Origin of the sequence: Pseudomonas mandelii, assembly GCF_002251635.1 — a bacterium.
In the GTDB taxonomy this organism is placed as follows: Bacteria; Pseudomonadota; Gammaproteobacteria; order Pseudomonadales; family Pseudomonadaceae; genus Aquipseudomonas; species Aquipseudomonas mandelii_B.
This window is the reverse complement of the sequence record NZ_NMOJ01000014.1, coordinates 48846-66407: the sequence shown is the minus strand read 5'-3', so window position 1 is coordinate 66407 and position 17562 is coordinate 48846. Positions and strand designations below refer to the sequence as shown.

Genomic DNA, 17562 nt, shown 5'->3' with positions numbered 1-17562 from the left:
GTGGCAATTTGATTTTGCGCACCCTACCTGTTTCGCGTCGAAAAGTCCTCGGGGATTACCTTCAGGCACCGACAAACGTTTACTGCAGTCCGGCGTAACGCTTTTTTTATTGCACTTGCTCGGGAGCGGGCGCATCGAACGGATAGATTTGGCGCCATTCGGATGCCATATCCACAATCGTCCAGCCACGGGTTTTGGCTTCGTCCAGGGCCTTGTCCAGACGCCCGATCTGCGATTGACGGTCATAGGCCCATTCGCGCTTGGCGTCGGTGTGGTGCACCAACCCCATGAAGCGTTTGCCCGGCCCGGCGGCGGTCCACTGCAGCATTTGCAGGTCGCCATCGGAGTTGCCGAACGCGAGGATCGGCCGGCGCCCGATCACCGCGTCGATGCTTTCCGGTTTGCCCGGGCCGTCGTCGTTGTGGGCCAGTTTCGGGGTGCGCACGATCGAGGCTTTGCCGTCCTTGAACTGGAACGCGGTGACAAAGGTGGTGCCGATCACTTGCTCGGGTGGAATGCCGTAGACCTTCTCGGCAAAGGCGCGCATGAACGCGGTGTCGCCCCCGGAGACGATGTAGGTCTTGAAGTCCTGGCTGCGCAGGTAATCGAGCATTTCCAGCATCGGCTGGAAGATCATCTCGGTGTACGGCTTGCCGGTTTTCGGATGTTTGGCTTGGCTCAGCCAGGTCTTGGCGTAGTCATCGAAGGCGTCGGTAGTCATGCCAGTGTGGGTGGCGCCGAAGATCTTCAGGATGCCGTCCATACCGGTGGCAGCCAGGGCCTGGTGATCGTTTTCCAGCACCGCTTTGAAGGGCTGGGTGGTTTTCCATTCCGGGTGTTGCGGTGCGGTGCGCTTGACCTCTTCGAGGGCAAACAGCAACTCGAAATACATTGGTTGTTCGCTCCACAACGTGCCGTCATTGTCGAAGACGGCGATGCGGTCCTCGGGTTTGACGAAGTCCTTGCTGGATTGGTCGGTGACTGCCTGGACGAACTCGATGATGTTTTTCTTCGATGGACCGTCGTTCCACGAGGGCAAGGGTTCGGCCGCGAAGGCCAGCAGCGGTATGCTCAAGGCCAACGCAAACAATAGCTTCAGCCCGTGGCGTTGACGGATCGATATTGGGTTCGTCATGGGAAGTCCTTCTCGTAAACAGGGCTAAGTGGGCCTAAGGCGTGAGCAAAAGGAGACGGGTTGCGGTTGGCCTGACTATCCGCCAGGCGTGTCGATCGGGGGAGTTGGCGCAGCGCCTGATCTTCGGTCGGTTGCCGGCTGTAACAGGCGCGCAACAGGTTTTGCAGGCGCGGGCCGAGGTTGCCCGGTTTCAGGCCCAGGCGGCTGCGTCTGAGGGCTAAGTGGGCCTAAGGCGTGAGCAAAAGGAGACGGGTTGCGGTTGGCCTGACTATCCGCCAGGCGTGTCGATCGGGGGGGGCTCCTGCGGTCTATGGGGTGGGAATTCATGGTTTAGCCGGCACGGGGTTTAGCAGCGGCATTTTCCACTGGCCGCTGGCAACTTCGGGTTGTGGCAGGTAAAGGCGCAAGACCCCATAGAACGGACCTTCCGGCGCGGGCAGCCAGTTGCTTTGCAGGTCCTTGGCCGGTGCACTGTTTTGCAGATAAAGGGTCAAGCCACCGTCGATGTCGAGCTTGAGATCGGGCAGCATCCGCGAATTGATCNGGTAGCGTTTCNTGAGGTTGGGCGCCAGCAGCTTGNTCTTGCTGTCGTACATCGTCAGCGACCAGAACGCATCGGCCGGGGGCAGGGCGCCTTTGTCGAAATGCAGGGTGTAATCGTGTTTCGAGGCGTCGAGCGGCTTGCCGTCCTTGTCGATGAAATAGCCGATGTAATTGGCCTCTTCGGCCGAGTTGCCGAAAATCCCCAGGTTGGCGCCAGCGTAGCGGTACAGGTAATTGCCCTTGAGGTGATCGCGAGTGCCGTAGAAATCGCCGCTGGTGACCTCGTGAGTATCGACTTTGTCTTTCTTGAACCGGGCGAATTCCGCCTTGGCATCACTGATACCGTCTTCCAGGGCCTGGCGTTGTTCTGCGGTGAAGTCGTGCAGGTTGAAAGGCTCGCCGGCCTCGATGCCGATGGTCTTGAAGCGCGCGAGCAAGTCCTTTTCCGCGTCCTGCGCCGGGGCGAAGGCCAGCATGAAGTTAAGGTAGCGGAACAGATCAGGGGTATCGCTCATGGTCGGGGTGGGTTTGGGCCAGGCAATCTTCGGCGCGGCGGATGGGGCCTTCTGCTTGACGTAGTGGCTCAGCGTTTCGACCTTGTAGCCTTTCTGAATCTTCTTGACCTGGGCCAGGTCCTTTTCATCGAACAGCTGCGTGCGATACAGGGCATAGGCGATGTGGGTTTCACTGCGCAACAGGCGATCCATTTTTACCGGTTGCTGACCCTTCCAGTCCGGGCCGGCGATCATGTAGTGGCCGCCATTGTTGCCGGTGCTGCGGGTGCCCAGGTACGCCATGTTCTGCGTATAAAGGTCGATCAACTGCACCGAGTAGTAACGGTTGTCTTCGATCTTCGGCAGGGTCAGTACCAGAGGTTCTTTGCGCAGGTCCATCCACACGAACGAGTAGGGCGTGTCTGCGTTCGGGGTGGCGAACGCCGTGTCCTTGGGCGTGAAGACCTGNGCGGTGTTGCCGATCCGGTTGAACGGCGCCTTGAAGTTCGCGCTCTTTTTGTCCACGGCCTGGGTGTAGAGGGTTTTGTACATCTCCACCACCGGGAAGCCATACAGGTAGGCCTCCTTGGCGATGCCCCGGGCTTCTTCGGGAGTAGCAGTGAAGTCGGCCCAGGTGCTGGTGCTCAGGGCGAGCGAGAGCGCGGTGAGCAACAGGCGGTTAGTCATAGTGAACCCTTGGGCGTCATTTCACCGCTGTGACGGCGTCGAGTACCGGACGGGATGGGGGGGCGATCGCCATAGAACCCGTGTAGAAACAAAGGATCGCTTCTTGGGCCGGCAGACTGTTTTCCAGCGCAGCCTTGCGGATTTGGGTATCGAGGTCCTGGGCACCGACGCCACAACTGACGAACATGGTCATCAGGCTGTAGCCGGCCAAGCGAATTGCACAGTACATACGAGACTCCTATTTGCCGAAAGGCAGTTGTGTCGCGGTTGCCACTGCTGCGTAATCTCTTTCCTATCAAGCCTGTATGACATGTTTGTTGAAGTTAGCAGCTAACGTCGGATTCGCCAGCCGGACGGGGGCTTTGGATGTTTGTTCAGGTTTTCGGTATTTTTTGTGCATTGAAATTGAATGCAAACCTGAGGCTTGGGTGATGTGGCAGAAAAGCCATCGCGGGCAAGCCTGGCACCTGCAAGAGAACGCGGTGTGGTGATCGACTTGCCCGAGAAAGGTGTTGATGAGGTGGCGCTGGACGCTTGACCCCCTGCAATGTTCAGCGTTTTTTCATCTGTTCGCGTATCCGTTCTTCCTGCTCACGCAGTTGCGGAGTGAATTCCTCGCCGAAATCTTCCGCCCCGTATATAGGGCGGATCTCGATCTCCGCTTCGGTGCCCGGCATCGGGTTGGGGCAGCGTTTGACCCATTCGATCGCTTCCTCTTTTGACTTGACCTCCCAAATCCAGTAACCGGCAATCAGCTCCTTGGTTTCGGCGAACGGGCCGTCGATGATCGTGCGCTTTTCGCCGGAGAAACGCACCCGGGCGCCTTTGCTGCTCGGTTGCAGGCCGTCGCAGTCGATAAGGATGCCGGCCTTGGTCAGTTCCTCGTTGTAGTTGCCCATCGCGGTCATCAGTTCCTCGGTGGGCAGCACACCGGCCTCGGAGTCCGGGCTGGCTTTTACAATGATCATGAATCGCATGGTTTTATCTCCGCTGGAGGGTGGGTGATTCACTGTCTAGTCGAATGGGCGTGAGCCGAATCGACAGGCAATGTGTGAAATGTAGAGGCGGTGTCTGCCTTTCATCTTGAACACCGGGTGGAGGCGGGAGAGGGCGGTACGCTATACATCGGCTGCGCGAACTGTTCGGCTGTCGGTGGTGCGTTGATATGCGCCGGATTTTCGAGACGCGGCACCAAAATGTGCTGCGGTTGCTGAGACAGTGGGCACGCATCCGACCCTGTAGAAGGTCGCCTGCTCACGATAGCGGACCGACATTCAAAATGAATATCGACTAATACACCGCTATCGCGAGCAGGCTCGCTCCTACAGGTTTCTGTGTCGTTTGGAAGAGTTGTATCCAGTTTAGGGGGCGACACTTCACAATTTGTATCCGGGCATAGGTCGTCGGCCCATTTCGTGGTTAACTTCGGCCTCTTCAAAATTCTCCACAACAACGTCAGAAGGACTCCGTTCATGGCTCAAGTCACTCTTAAAGGCTCCCCGGTTCAAGTCAACGGCCAACTGCCACAAGCCGGTTCCAAGGCGCCAGCCTTTTCCCTGGTTGCCGGCAATCTGTCGCAGGCAACCCTGGAAACGTTCGCCGGCAAGCGCAAAGTGCTGAACATCTTCCCAAGCGTCGACACCCCGACCTGCGCCACCTCGGTGCGCAAGTTCAATGCCGAGGCCAACACCCTGAGCAACACCGTGGTGCTGTGCATCTCCGCTGACCTCCCGTTCGCCCAAGCACGCTTCTGCGGCGCCGAAGGCCTGGAAAACGTGCAAAACCTGTCGACCCTGCGCGGTGCCGAGTTCATCGAGAACTACGGTGTTGCCATCGCTGACGGCCCGCTCAAAGGCCTGACTGCCCGTGCCGTNGTCGTGCTGGATGAAAACAACAACGTGCTGCACAGCGAGCTGGTCAGCGAAATCGCTGAAGAACCGGACTACGAAGCGGCACTGGCCGTTCTGAAATAAGTAAAGCATTACAATTGTTAACGGCCTGAGGGGGCATTCTCAGTTAATTTCCCCGCCGCGTTGTCGCCTTAAAGCGGGCCAGGCAAGGCGCAGGCCGCTGGGAATGGTTGTTCCCTTTCCAAGGCCTGCAACGCAGGCTGGCCCGCTTTAAGGCACAACCCGAAGGGCCGGGCCTGCTGTTGTGCAGGGCTGCGTTGCTCGAAGCTTATTTGGAATGACCAAACCACGCTTCTCGCGCCTTGCCCTGCACAACAGCAGACCCGGCGCGGCGGGGTAATTAGCTGAGAACGCCCCCTCTGTCCAGGCCGTTTTCATTTGTGCTTCAGTGTCTTAGATAAACCTCCTGTTACGTAAGCCGAAGGTAAATTGCCGGTAAAGGCGCTTTGCTTAATACCCACCAGTGCTTATCGTTCAGCCTCCTGTAGAAAGAAGCTCACGCGCCCAATGGTTGATCATTCCATGCAATCCTCCGCTTCCCGTAATCCTCGTCGCTGGCTGCTCGGCCTGCTTGTCCTGTTGGTCATTGCGGGCCTGTGCTGGAAATTCTGGCCCGCCGGCACTGCCCAAAAAGACGGAGCTGCGCCGAAAGCCGTGGCCGGTCACACCGGCAAGTCGGGGGGGATGCGTCCGGGCTTCGGGGGTTCCACCGGCCCGATTCCGGTGCGCGTGGCGCCGGCGGTGCTGGGGGAGTTTCCGGTGTACTACAAGGCCTTGGGCACCGTTACCGCGCTGAACACTATCAATGTGCGCAGCCGCGTTGGCGGCGAGTTGGTGAAGATCGCCTTTGAAGAAGGGCAGATGGTCAAGGCCGGTGACTTGCTGGCGGAAATCGACCCGCGCAGTTACCAGAACGCCTTGCTGCAGGCCCAGGGCACGCTGCTGCAGAACCAGGCCCAGCTGAAAAACGCGCAGGTCGACGTCGAGCGTTATCGCGGCTTGTTCAAGGAAGACAGTATCGCCAAGCAAACCCTGGACACCGCCGAAGCGTTGGTCATGCAGTACCAGGGCACGGTCAAGACCAACCAGGGCGCGGTGGATGACGCCAAGCTGAANCTCGAATTCACCAGGATCCGCGCCCCGATTGCCGGGCGCGTAGGCCTGCGGCAGCTGGACGTCGGCAACCTGGTGGCGGCCAACGACACCACGTTCCTCGCGGTGATCACCCAGACCCAGCCGATCAACGTGGCCTTCACCTTGCCGGAAAACAGCCTCGACGTCGTCCTGGCGCGCTATCGCACCGGCGCCAAACTGCCCGTGGAAGCCTGGGACCGTGGCGACACGAAAAAGCAGGCTGTCGGCGTGTTGCAGAGCCTGGACAACCAGATCGACGTCACCACCGGCACCCTGAAATTCAAGGGNCGCTATGAGAACCGTGACCAGGCGCTGTTCCCTAATCAGTTCGTCAACGTNCACCTGCTGGCCGATACCCTGCATAACGTCGTGCTGGCGCCATCCGCGGCGATTCAGTTCGGCACCAACGGCACCTTCGTCTACGCCCTGGACGGCGACAAGAAAGTCGCGATCCGCCAATTGAAAGTCGGCGCCAGTGACGGTGAAAACACCGTGATTACCGAAGGCCTGGCCCCCGGAGACCGCGTCGTCCTCGAAGGCACCGACCGCCTCAAAGAAGGCAGTGAAGTGGAAGTGGTCAACGACACCCAGGACGTACCGACCAGTCCGACCGGCCATCTGCAAGGCAAATCGGCAGCCAGCTCGACTGAGCCGGCGACCACCGACAAGGCGAAAAAGGGCGGCGCATGAACATCTCGCGGCTGTTTATTCTACGCCCGGTTGCCACCACGCTGAGCATGCTGGCGATTGTCCTGGCCGGTATCATCTCGTATCGACTACTGCCGGTATCGGCCTTGCCTCAAGTGGATTACCCGACCATCCGGGTGATGACCCTGTACCCCGGCGCCAGCCCGGACGTAATGACCAGCGCGGTCACGGCACCGCTGGAGCGTCAGTTCGGGCAAATGCCCGGCCTGACCCAGATGGCGTCCACCAGTTCCGGCGGTGCGTCGGTGCTGACCCTGCGCTTCAACCTCGACATCAATATGGATGTCGCCGAGCAACAGGTGCAGGCCGCAATCAACGCCGCCACCAACCTGCTGCCCAAGGATTTGCCGGCGCCGCCGGTGTACAACAAGGTCAACCCGGCGGATACCCCGGTGCTGACCCTGGCCATTACCTCCAAGACCATGCTGCTGCCCAAGCTCAATGACCTGGTCGATACGCGCATGGCGCAAAAGATTGCGCAGATCAGCGGCGTCGGCATGGTCAGCATCGCCGGTGGCCAGCGCCAGGCCGTGCGTATCAAAGTCAACCCCGAGGCCTTGGCCGCCAATGGCTTGAACCTGTCGGACGTGCGCACCCTGATCGCCGCCTCCAACGTCAACCAGCCCAAGGGCAACTTCGACGGCCCGACCCGGGTGTCGATGCTCGACGCCAACGACCAGTTGGTCTCGCCCCAGCAATATGCCGAATTGATCCTGGCCTATAACAATGGCGCACCGTTGCGCCTTAAAGACGTGGCACAAATCGTCGACGGCGCGGAAAACGAACGCCTTGCCGCCTGGGCCAACGAAAACCAGGCGGTGCTGCTCAATATCCAGCGTCAGCCGGGTGCCAACGTGATCGAGGTGGTCGACCGTATCAAGGCGTTGCTGCCGAGCATCACCGACAACCTGCCGGCCGGCCTGGACGTGACGGTACTCACCGACCGCACCCAAACCATTCGCGCGTCGGTGAAGGACGTACAGCACGAATTGCTGATCGCCATTGCGCTGGTGGTGATGGTGACNTTCCTGTTCCTGCGTCGGTTCAGCGCCACGATCATTCCGTCGGTGGCCGTGCCGCTGTCGTTGATCGGCACTTTCGGCGTGATGTACCTCGCCGGTTTCTCGATCAATAACCTGACGCTGATGGCCTTGACCATCGCCACCGGTTTTGTGGTGGACGATGCCATCGTGATGCTGGAGAACATCTCGCGTTATATCGAGGAGGGCGAGACGCCGCTGGCAGCGGCTCTCAAGGGCGCCAAACAGATCGGCTTTACCCTGATTTCCCTGACCTTGTCGTTGATCGCGGTATTGATCCCGCTGCTGTTCATGGCCGATGTGGTCGGGCGGCTGTTTCGCGAGTTCGCCATCACCCTGGCGGTGGCGATCCTGATTTCCCTGGTGGTTTCGCTGACCCTGACGCCAATGATGTGCGCGCGTCTGCTCAAGCGTGAACCCAAGGAAGAAGAGCAAGGCCGTTTTTACCGGGCCAGCGGTGCAACAATTGATTGGATGATCGCGGCTTACGGCCGCAAGTTAAAGTGGGTTCTCAAGCATCAACCACTTACGCTGATGGTGGCCATCGGCACCCTGGCGTTGACGGTGTTCTTGTATCTGGTGGTGCCCAAGGGGTTTTTCCCGGTGCAGGACACCGGGGTGATTCAGGGTATTTCTGAAGCGCCACAGTCGATTTCCTTTGCGGCGATGAGTGAGCGGCAGCAGGAACTGGCCAAGGTGATCCTGGCCGATCCTGCGGTGGAGAGCCTGTCGTCCTACATCGGTGTCGACGGTGACAACTCGACGCTCAACAGCGGTCGCCTGCTGATCAACCTCAAGTCGCACAGTAACCGCGACCTGAGCGCCACCGAGGTGATCGCCCGCCTGCAACCGGAACTGGACAAGCTTGTCGGCATTCGCCTGTTCATGCAGCCGGTGCAGGACCTGACCATCGAAGACCGCGTGAGCCGCACCCAGTACCAGTTCAGCATGTCGTCGCCCGATTCCGAGTTGCTCAGCCTGTGGAGCGGTCGTCTGGTGGACGCACTGGCGCAACGGCCGGAGTTGACCGACGTCGCCAGCGACCTGCAGGACAAAGGCTTACAGGTGTACCTGGTGATCGACCGCGATGCGGCTTCGCGCCTCGGGGTGAGTGTATCGACCATCACCGACGCGCTGTACGACGCCTTCGGCCAGCGACAGATTTCCACNATCTATACCCAGGCCAGCCAGTACCGCGTGGTCCTGCAATCGCAGTCCGGCGAGAAGATCGGCCCGGACGCGTTGAATCAGATCCATGTGAAGACCACCGACGGCGGCCAGGTGCGCTTGTCGAGCCTGGCCCACGTTGAGCAGCGCCAGGCGCAGTTGGCCATCGCGCATATCGGCCAGTTCCCGGCGGTGATGATGTCCTTCAACCTGGCCCCCGGCGTCGCGCTGGGCAAAGGTGTGGAACTGATCNAACAAGCCCAGAAAGACATCGGCATGCCGGTGGGCGTGCAGACCCAGTTCCAGGGTGCGGCCCAAGCATTCGAGGCCTCGCTGTCGAGCACCTTGCTGCTGATCCTGGCGGCGGTGGTCACCATGTATATCGTGCTTGGCGTGCTCTACGAGAGCTACATCCACCCGATCACCATTCTCTCGACCTTGCCCTCGGCGGCGGTGGGGGCCTTGCTGGCGTTGCTGCTCAGCGGCAATGACCTGGGCATGATCGCGATCATCGGCATCATTCTGCTGATTGGTATCGTGAAAAAGAACGCGATCATGATGATCGACTTCGCCCTCGACGCCGAACGTAACCAGGGCCTGGACCCGCAGACGGCGATCTATCAAGCGGCGCTGCTGCGTTTCCGGCCGATCCTGATGACCACGCTGGCAGCGTTGTTTGGTGCAGTGCCCTTGATGCTGGCCACCGGTTCGGGCGCTGAACTGCGCCAGCCGCTGGGCCTGGTAATGGTGGGCGGCTTGTTGGTGAGCCAGGTCTTGACCTTGTTTACCACGCCGGTGATCTATCTGTATTTCGACCGCCTTGGTCGGCGCTGGGGTCGCAAGTCTGAAGCCGCGGAAGCGGTCGAGCAGCCATGAACCTCTCCGGACCTTTCATCAAGCGGCCGGTAGCCACCATGCTGCTGAGCCTGGCGATCCTGTTGCTCGGCGGCGTCAGCTTCAACTTGCTGCCGGTGTCGCCGCTGCCGCAGATCGACTTCCCGGTGATCGTGGTGTCGGCCAGCTTGCCCGGCGCCAGCCCCGAGGTGATGGCCTCCACCGTGGCCACGCCGCTGGAGCGCTCATTCGGCGCGATTGCCGGCATTACCACCATGAGCAGTTCGTCGAGCCAGGGTTCCACCCGGGTGATCCTCGCGTTTGATTCCGACCGTGATATCAACGGCGCCGCACGGGAAGTGCAGGCGGCGATCAACGCGTCGCGCAACCTGTTGCCCAGCGGCATGCGCAGCATGCCGACCTACAAGAAGATCAACCCGTCCCAGGCACCGATCATGGTGCTCTCGCTGACCTCCGACGTGCTGAAAAAGGGCGAGTTGTACGACCTGGCTTCGACCATCCTCTCGCAAAGCCTGTCCCAGGTGCCGGGTGTGGGTGAAGTGCAGATTGGCGGCAGTTCCTTGCCGGCGGTGCGCATCGAACTTGAACCCAAGGCCCTCGACCAGTACGGCGTGGCCCTGGACGATGTGCGCAACACCATCGCCAATGCCAACCAGCGTCGGCCCAAGGGCTCGGTCGAAGACGGCCAGCGGCTGTGGCAGGTTCAGGCTAACGATCAACTGGAGAAAGCCAAGGATTACGAGTCGCTGATCATCCACTACGCGGACGGCGCGGCGCTGCGCCTGAAGGATGTGGCCAAGGTCAGCGATGGCGTCGAGGACCGCTACAACAGCGGCTTCTTCAACAATGATTCGGCGGTGCTGCTGGTGATCAACCGCCAATCCGGCGCCAACATCATCGAGACGGTCCGGCAAATCAAGGCACAGTTGCCGGCCTTGCAGGCGGTGCTGCCGTCCAGCGTCAAACTCAACGTGGCGATGGACCGCTCGCCGGTGATCAAGGCGACATTGCACGAAGCGGAAATGACCCTGCTGATCGCCGTGGCGTTGGTGATNCTGGTGGTGTACCTGTTCCTGGGTAACTTCCGCGCCTCGTTGATTCCGACCCTGGCGGTGCCGGTATCGCTGGTGGGCACCTTTGCGGTGATGTACCTGTTCGGCTTCTCGTTGAACAACTTCTCGCTGATGGCGCTGATTCTGGCCACCGGCCTGGTGGTGGACGATGCCATCGTGGTGCTGGAGAACATTTCCCGGCATATCGATGACGGTGTGCCGCCGATGAAGGCGGCCTACCTGGGCGCCGAGGAAGTCGGCTTTACCTTGCTGTCGATGAACGTCTCGCTGGTGGCGGTGTTCCTGTCCATCCTGTTTATGGGCGGCATTGTCACCAACCTGTTCCGTGAGTTTTCCATCACCTTGTCGGCGTCCATCGTGGTCTCGCTGGTGGTTTCGCTGACGCTGACGCCGATGCTCTGTGCCCGTTGGCTCAAGCCACACACGCCGGGGCAGGAAAACCGTTTGCAGCGCTGGAGCCAGCGGGCCAACGAGTGGATGGTCGGCNNATATGCCACCAGCCTNGACTGGGTGCTGCGTCACCGTCGGTTGACCTTGCTCAGCCTGTTCGTGACAGTCGGCGTTAACATCGCGTTGTATGTTGTTGTTCCTAAAACATTTATGCCGCAGCAGGATACCGGTCAACTGATCGGTTTCGTGCGTGGTGACGACGGGCTGTCGTTCAGCGTGATGCAGCCGAAAATGGAAACGTTCCGCCGTGCCGTGCTCAAGGACGACGCGGTTGAAAGCGTCGCCGGGTTCATTGGCGGCACCAACGGCACCAACAACGCCTTCATGCTGGTGCGCTTGAAGCCGATCAAGGAACGCAACATTTCCGCGCAGAAAGTCATCGAACGCCTGCGCAAGGAAATGCCCAAGGTCGCTGGCGCGCAATTGATGCTGATGGCGGATCAGGACCTGCAGTTCGGTGGCGGTCGTGAACAGACCACTGCGCAGTACTCCTACATCTTGCAAAGCGGTGATCTGGGCGCATTGCGCGAGTGGTATCCGAAAGTCGTCGCCGCTTTGAAAGCATTGCCGGAGCTGACGGCGATCGATGCCCGTGAAGGTCGGGGCGCCCAGCAAGTGACGCTGATCGTCGACCGCGATCAGGCGAAACGCCTGGGTATCGACATGAACATGGTCACGGCAGTGCTGAACAACGCCTACAGCCAGCGGCAGATCTCGACCATCTACGACAGCCTCAACCAGTACCAGGTGGTGATGGAGGTCAACCCGAAATACGCCCAGGACCCGATNACGCTCAACCAGGTACAAGTGATCACCGCCGACGGCGCGCGGGTCCCGTTGTCGACCATTGCCCATTACGAAAACAGCCTGGCAGACGACCGCGTCAGCCATGAAGGCCAGTTCGCCTCGGAAAACATTGCCTTCGACATGGCCGAAGGCGTCACGGTGGAGCAGGGCAGTGCCGCCATCGAACGTGCGATTGCCAAGGTGGGCCTGCCGGAAGATGTCATCGCGAAAATGGCCGGCACCGCCGATGCCTTCGCCGCCACCCAGAAGAGCCAGCCGTGGATGATTCTCGGCGCGCTGGTGGCGGTGTATCTGGTGCTGGGTGTGNTGTATGAAAGCTACATTCACCCGCTGACCATCCTCTCGACCTTGCCTTCGGCCGGTGTAGGGGCATTGCTGTCGATCTACCTGCTGGGGGGGGAATTCAGCCTGATTTCGCTGCTGGGGCTGTTCCTGCTGATCGGGGTGGTGAAGAAAAACGCGATCCTGATGATCGACCTGGCCTTGCAACTGGAGCGTCATGAGGGCATGAGCCCGCTGGAGTCGATTCGCAGCGCCTGCCTGNNACGTCTGCGGCCGATTCTGATGACCACCCTGGCGGCGATTCTCGGCGCGTTGCCGTTGCTGTTGGGTCGTGCCGAAGGGGCGGAAATGCGCCAGCCGCTGGGCCTGACCATCATTGGCGGCCTGGTGTTCAGCCAGATCCTGACCCTTTACACCACTCCGGTGGTTTACCTCTATCTTGACCGNCTGCGCCATCGCTTCAACAAATGGCGTGGCGTGCGTACCGATGCTGCTCTGGAAACTCCGCTATGACTGACCGTTCGCTTATCAATCTGACCACGCCGCTGGCAGCCGCCCGGGGCACGCGTTTGCTGAGCCTGGCGCTGTGCGTGGCGATGCTCAGCGCTTGCGCTGTCGGGCCGGACTACCAGCGCCCGCCAGCGGCCGCGCCGGTGCAATACAAGGAAGCGGCCGGCTGGCGTCAGGCCAGCCCGAGTGATTCCCTGGCCCGAGGTGCCTGGTGGGAGTTGTATGGCGATCAGCAGCTCAACGGCCTGATCGAAAAACTCAACAGCTCCAACCAGACCGTCGCCCAGTCCGAAGCCCAGTACCGCCAGGCCCAGGCCTTGGTGCGCAGCGCCCGGGGTGCATTTTTTCCGACGGTGGACCTGACCGTCGGGAAAAACCGCTCCAGCCAGGGCACCGGCAGCAGCAGTTCGAGCCTGACCAGTTCCTCCAGCGGGATTCGCGACACCTACACCGCGCAGGCCGGGGTCAGTTGGGAAGCGGATGTCTGGGGCAAGTTGCGCCGCGGCCTGGAAGCCAATGAAGCCACGGCCGAGGCCAGCTCGGCGGACCTGGCGGCGATGCGCCTGAGCCAGCAGTCCGAGCTGGTGCAAGACTACTTGCAACTGCGCGTCATGGACGAACAGACCCGCCTGTTGCAAGCCACGCTGGACACCTACCAGCGCTCGCTGCAAATGACCGAAAACCAGTACCGTGCCGGTGTGTCCGGCAAGGATGCGATCGCTCAGGCGCAAACCCAGCTCAAGACCACCCAGGCCAGCTTGATCGACCTGATCTGGCAGCGCGCCCAGTTGGANAACGCCATCGCCGTGCTGATCGGGCTACCACCCGCCGAGTTCAGCCTGGCCGAAACCAAGACCATCCCGGCGTTGCCCGAAGTACCGCTGGGCCTGCCGTCGCAGCTGCTAGAGCGTCGCCCGGACATCGCTTCCGCCGAACGTTCGGTGATGGCGGCCAACGCCAACATCGGCGTGGCGAAGGCCGCCTACTACCCGGACCTGACCCTGAGCCTGAACGGCGGTTACAGCAGCAGCACCTATGCCGACTGGATCAGCGTGCCCAACCGCTTCTGGTCGGTGGGACCGCAACTGGCCATGACCCTGTTTGATGGCGGCCAGCGTTCGGCCGAGGTCGATCGCAGTGAAGCGGCCTACGACGAAACCGTCGCCAAGTACCGCCAGACCGTGCTCGATGGTTTCCGCGAGGTGGAAAACTACCTGGTGCAACTCAAGGTGCTGGAAGACGAAGCCGGCGTGCGCCAGGAAGCACTGGATGCTGCGCGTGAATCCCTGCGCCTGACGCAAAACCAGTACAAGGCCGGGGTGATTGCTTACCTGGATGTAGTGGTGGTGCAGGCCACTGCGTTGAGTAATGAACGCAGTGTGTTGAGCCTGTTGCAGAGTCGGTTGATTGCCAGTGTGCAGCTGATTGCGGCGCTGGGCGGTGGGTGGGACGGGGCGCTTCAAGTCAGCGAAAACAAATAGCACGGCCCCTGTAGCAGCTGCCTCGCAGGCTCGACAGCTGCTACTGCCAAACATGTCGTCATCGGGAGTCAAACAAGCGTTTCATCGGGTTGATGGCCATATGCTTACGTTTGTCAGTGCGTTCTTTTACGCAATCAGTACAATCACCCGATTTGCCCTCCCGAGAACGGAAGCAGTACGGTAGGGCGATCGCGAGAAGTCACATGCTCATCGGTAGCTATTCCCCCACGCTGGTTATCATTTCGCTCTGTGTAGCGATTCTCGCCTCCTATACCGCGCTCGACCTGACCGAACGCATTGCCACCGCCAAAGGCCGGGCCGTGCTCCTATGGACAGCGGGCGGCGCCTTTGCCATGGGCGTGGGCGTGTGGTCGATGCACTTTATCGGCATGCTCGCGTTCACCTTGCCCATCGACCTGGGTTACGACCTCACCCTTACGTCCCTGTCGCTGCTGACCGCGATCCTGTCCTGCGGTTTTGCCCTTTGGCTGGTCAGTCAGCCACGTCTGCCGACCTGGCAACTGGCGTTCGGCGCGTTGATCATGGGCGCCGGGATCAGTGCCATGCATTACACCGGCATGGCGGCCATGCGCATGCAGCCGGGCATCGATTACGACCCGACGTTGTTCGGCGCATCGCTGCTCATCGCCGTCGGCGCTTCCGGCGCCGCGTTATGGATCGCCTTCCGCCTGCGTCAGCACACGCCGTATGTGGGCCTGCTTCGCGCCGGTGCGGCGGTGATCATGGGGCTCGCCATCGTCGGTATGCACTACACCGCCATGGCCGCAGCACGCTTCCCGGACGGCAGTTTCTGTGGCGCCGCCATCAGCGGCTTGAACGGCAAAGGCCTCGACAACCTGGTGCTGATCACCACGCTCGCGGTGTTGAGCATTGCCTTGCTGACCTCGGTTCTCGATGCGCGTCTTGAAGCCCGCACCGCCGACCTGGCGCGCTCGCTCATGGAAGCCAACCGCGAACTGACCCAACTGGCCCTGCACGACACCCTGACCGGTTTGCCCAATCGCATGTTGCTGGCCGATCGCATCGAGCAGGCCATGTCCAAGGTTCAGGAGCAGGGCGGTTGTTTCGCGCTGATGTTTATCGACCTGGATGGCTTCAAACCCGTCAACGATGCCTTCGGCCACCACATGGGCGACCAGTTGCTGCGGGAGGTCGGNCTGCGCCTGCGCGAGGACATGCGCAGTCAGGACACCTTGGCGCGGATCGGCGGTGATGAATTCGTCCTGCTGGTGCGCCTCAGCGAGCCAAACGACGCGTTGAACGTGGCGGCGCGGCAGGTCGGGTTGATCGGCAGTTCGTTCCGGGTCGCCGAACACGACTTGCAGATTTCCGCGAGCCTCGGCATCGCGCTGTACCCGGGCAACGGCAACACCCCTCAAGAACTGTTGATGAACGCCGACGCCGCGATGTACCACGCCAAGGGCATGGGCAAGAATGGCTACAGCTTCTTTGACGCGTCGATGAACAGCAACGCGCGCAAACAGCTGCAATTGCTGCAGGATTTGCGCAATGCCCTCGATCAGCAGCAGTTCAGCCTCTATTACCAACCGAAGTTCGACGCCGGCAATGGTCGCCCGGTAGGCGCCGAAGCGCTGCTGCGCTGGGAACATCCGACCCAGGGCATGCTGTTGCCAGACAAGTTTATCGACCTGGCGGAAAAGACCGGCTTGATTATTCCCATCGGTGAGTGGGTGCTGAACGAAGCCTGTCGCCAGATGCGCCTGTGGTACGTCCAGGGTTACGAAGACTGGCGCATTGCGGTGAACCTGTCGGCGTTACAGTTCTGCCATGCCGGGTTGGTAAAAAGTGTCGCCGCGGCCCTGGACCGTCACCAGTTGCCGGCCAACAGCCTGACCCTGGAAATCACCGAAACCACCGCCATGAGCGATGCCGATGCAAGCATGACGGTGTTGCAGCAGCTGTCGGACATGGGCGTTGACCTGTCCATTGATGACTTCGGCACCGGTTATTCGAGCCTGATGTACCTCAAGCGCCTGCCCGCCAACGAGCTGAAGATCGACCGCGGTTTTGTGCGCGACCTGGAACACGACAGTGATGATGCCGCTATCGTTTCGGCCATCGTTGCCCTCGGCCAGGCGCTGGGCTTGCGCATCGTCGCCGAAGGCGTGGAAACCGGCGTCCAGCAAGACTTCCTGACCAAACTCGGTTGCGATTCATTGCAGGGCTACCTGCTCGGGCACCCGCTGCCGGCGGATCGCTTCATGGCCGACATTGTTCGTGGGGAACGATTGGCGACGGGCATTGTGCCTGTNGGGCTCCTGTGGCGAGGGGGCTCGACAGCTGCTACAGAGACTCCAATACATACGACGTTGGTAGGGTCACTTGACGTGAGTCCATGCAAAACCGCGCAATGGCGGTTATTCTTGGCCCCGATTGCTTACGCGTGAAGGGGAAAGTCAGCATGGACAAAGTCATTGTCATCACCGGCGGCGGCCGTGGCATCGGCGCTGCAACCGCGCTGTTGGCCGCAGGGCTTGGCTACCGGGTCTGTATCAACTATCAGTCCGACGAATCGGCTGCGCAAAGCGTGCTGGCGCAAGTCCGTGCATTGGGTGCTCAAGCCATTGCAGTGCGCGCCGACGTCAGCATCGAAGACGAAGTGATCAGTCTGTTCCACCGGGTGGACACCGAGCTGGGTCGAGTCACCGCGCTGGTGAATAACGCCGGCACCGTGGGCCACAAGTCCCGCGTCGACGAAATGTCCGAGTTCCGCATTCTCAAAACCCTCAAGACCAACGTCCTGGCACCGATTCTCTGTGCCAAGCACGCGGTGCTGCGCATGTCGCCCAGGCATGGCGGGCAGGGCGGCAGCATCGTCAATGTGTCCTCAGTGGCTTCGCGTTTGGGCTCGCCCAATGAGTACGTGGATTACGCCGCGTCAAAAGGTGCGCTGGACAGCTTCACCATCGGCCTGTCCAAGGAAGTGGCGGGCGAGGGCATTCGCGTCAACGCGGTGCGTCCGGGGTATATCTTTACCGACTTCCACGCCTTGAGCGGTGACCCGGATCGGGTCAGCAAGCTCGAGTCCGGCATCCCCATGGCCCGGGGTGGACGGCCGGATGAAGTGGCGGAGGCGATTATCTGGTTGCTGTCGGATAAGGCTTCTTATGCGACCGGGACGTTTGTTGACCTCGGGGGCGGGCGTTAATCCTTGGATTTGTGTCGTCTGGTCTGACGTCATCGCGAGCAAGCTCGCTCCCACAGTGGTTGGATGTGAACACATTTTTTGTGGACACCACCGCTC

At 60.7% G+C, this 17562-nt stretch carries 10 protein-coding genes and 1 pseudogene; 7 read left to right on the top strand and 4 right to left on the bottom strand.

All coding sequences use genetic code 11. The annotated features are described in order from the left end of the window. Positions 1 to 106: 106 nt before the first annotated feature. From B7L09_RS02675 to B7L09_RS02660, 4 genes are all read right to left on the bottom strand, one after another. A complete protein-coding gene (locus tag B7L09_RS02675; protein ID WP_094467610.1) occupies positions 107 to 1135 on the bottom strand; it encodes an HAD family hydrolase in 1029 nt (342 codons plus the stop codon). 323 nt (positions 1136 to 1458) lie between these two features. Further along, positions 1459 to 2859: a DUF1254 domain-containing protein gene (locus tag B7L09_RS02670; RefSeq protein WP_094467609.1), complete on the bottom strand. Its 1401-nt coding sequence runs from the start codon at positions 2857 to 2859 to the stop codon at positions 1459 to 1461. A 16-nt stretch (positions 2860 to 2875) separates the two neighbouring features. Then, positions 2876 to 3088, bottom strand: coding sequence for a hypothetical protein (locus B7L09_RS02665; RefSeq protein WP_094467608.1), 213 nt, complete (start codon positions 3086 to 3088; stop codon positions 2876 to 2878). 322 nt (positions 3089 to 3410) lie between these two features. Further along, a complete protein-coding gene (locus B7L09_RS02660; protein ID WP_094467607.1) occupies positions 3411 to 3836 on the bottom strand; it encodes a YciI family protein in 426 nt (141 codons plus the stop codon). Positions 3837 to 4331: 495 nt separating this feature from the next. On the opposite strand from B7L09_RS02660, the gene tpx reads away from it, so the two are divergent. The 7 genes and pseudogenes from tpx (at position 4332) to B7L09_RS02625 (ending at position 17466) form a co-directional block, all read left to right on the top strand. Beyond that, the gene (gene tpx, locus B7L09_RS02655) at positions 4332 to 4832 is read left to right on the top strand and encodes a thiol peroxidase (RefSeq protein ID WP_094467606.1); all 501 of its coding nucleotides are present in this window, start codon (positions 4332 to 4334) and stop codon (positions 4830 to 4832) included. A gap of 444 nt (positions 4833 to 5276) precedes the next feature. Further along, positions 5277 to 6593, top strand: a complete 1317-nt coding sequence (locus tag B7L09_RS02650) for an MdtA/MuxA family multidrug efflux RND transporter periplasmic adaptor subunit (protein ID WP_094467605.1) — start codon at positions 5277 to 5279, stop codon at positions 6591 to 6593. After that, complete coding sequence (locus tag B7L09_RS02645) at positions 6590 to 9694, top strand: MdtB/MuxB family multidrug efflux RND transporter permease subunit (protein ID WP_094467604.1); 3105 nt, start codon at positions 6590 to 6592, stop codon at positions 9692 to 9694. Before B7L09_RS02650 ends, B7L09_RS02645 begins: the two co-directional genes overlap by 4 nt. After that, positions 9691 to 12798 (top strand): efflux RND transporter permease subunit, encoded by a 3108-nt coding sequence (locus tag B7L09_RS02640; RefSeq protein WP_094467603.1) that lies wholly within the window; start codon positions 9691 to 9693, stop codon positions 12796 to 12798. Before B7L09_RS02645 ends, B7L09_RS02640 begins: the two co-directional genes overlap by 4 nt. After that, positions 12795 to 14276, top strand: coding sequence for an efflux transporter outer membrane subunit (locus tag B7L09_RS02635; RefSeq protein WP_094467602.1), 1482 nt, complete (start codon positions 12795 to 12797; stop codon positions 14274 to 14276). Before B7L09_RS02640 ends, B7L09_RS02635 begins: the two co-directional genes overlap by 4 nt. 203 nt (positions 14277 to 14479) lie before the next feature. Continuing rightward, positions 14480 to 16552, top strand: a pseudogene (locus tag B7L09_RS02630) (putative bifunctional diguanylate cyclase/phosphodiesterase); the annotation flags it as partial. A gap of 167 nt (positions 16553 to 16719) precedes the next feature. Then, entirely contained in the window at positions 16720 to 17466 is a 747-nt protein-coding gene (locus tag B7L09_RS02625) for an SDR family oxidoreductase (protein ID WP_094467601.1), read from the top strand. Positions 17467 to 17562 lie beyond the last annotated feature (96 nt).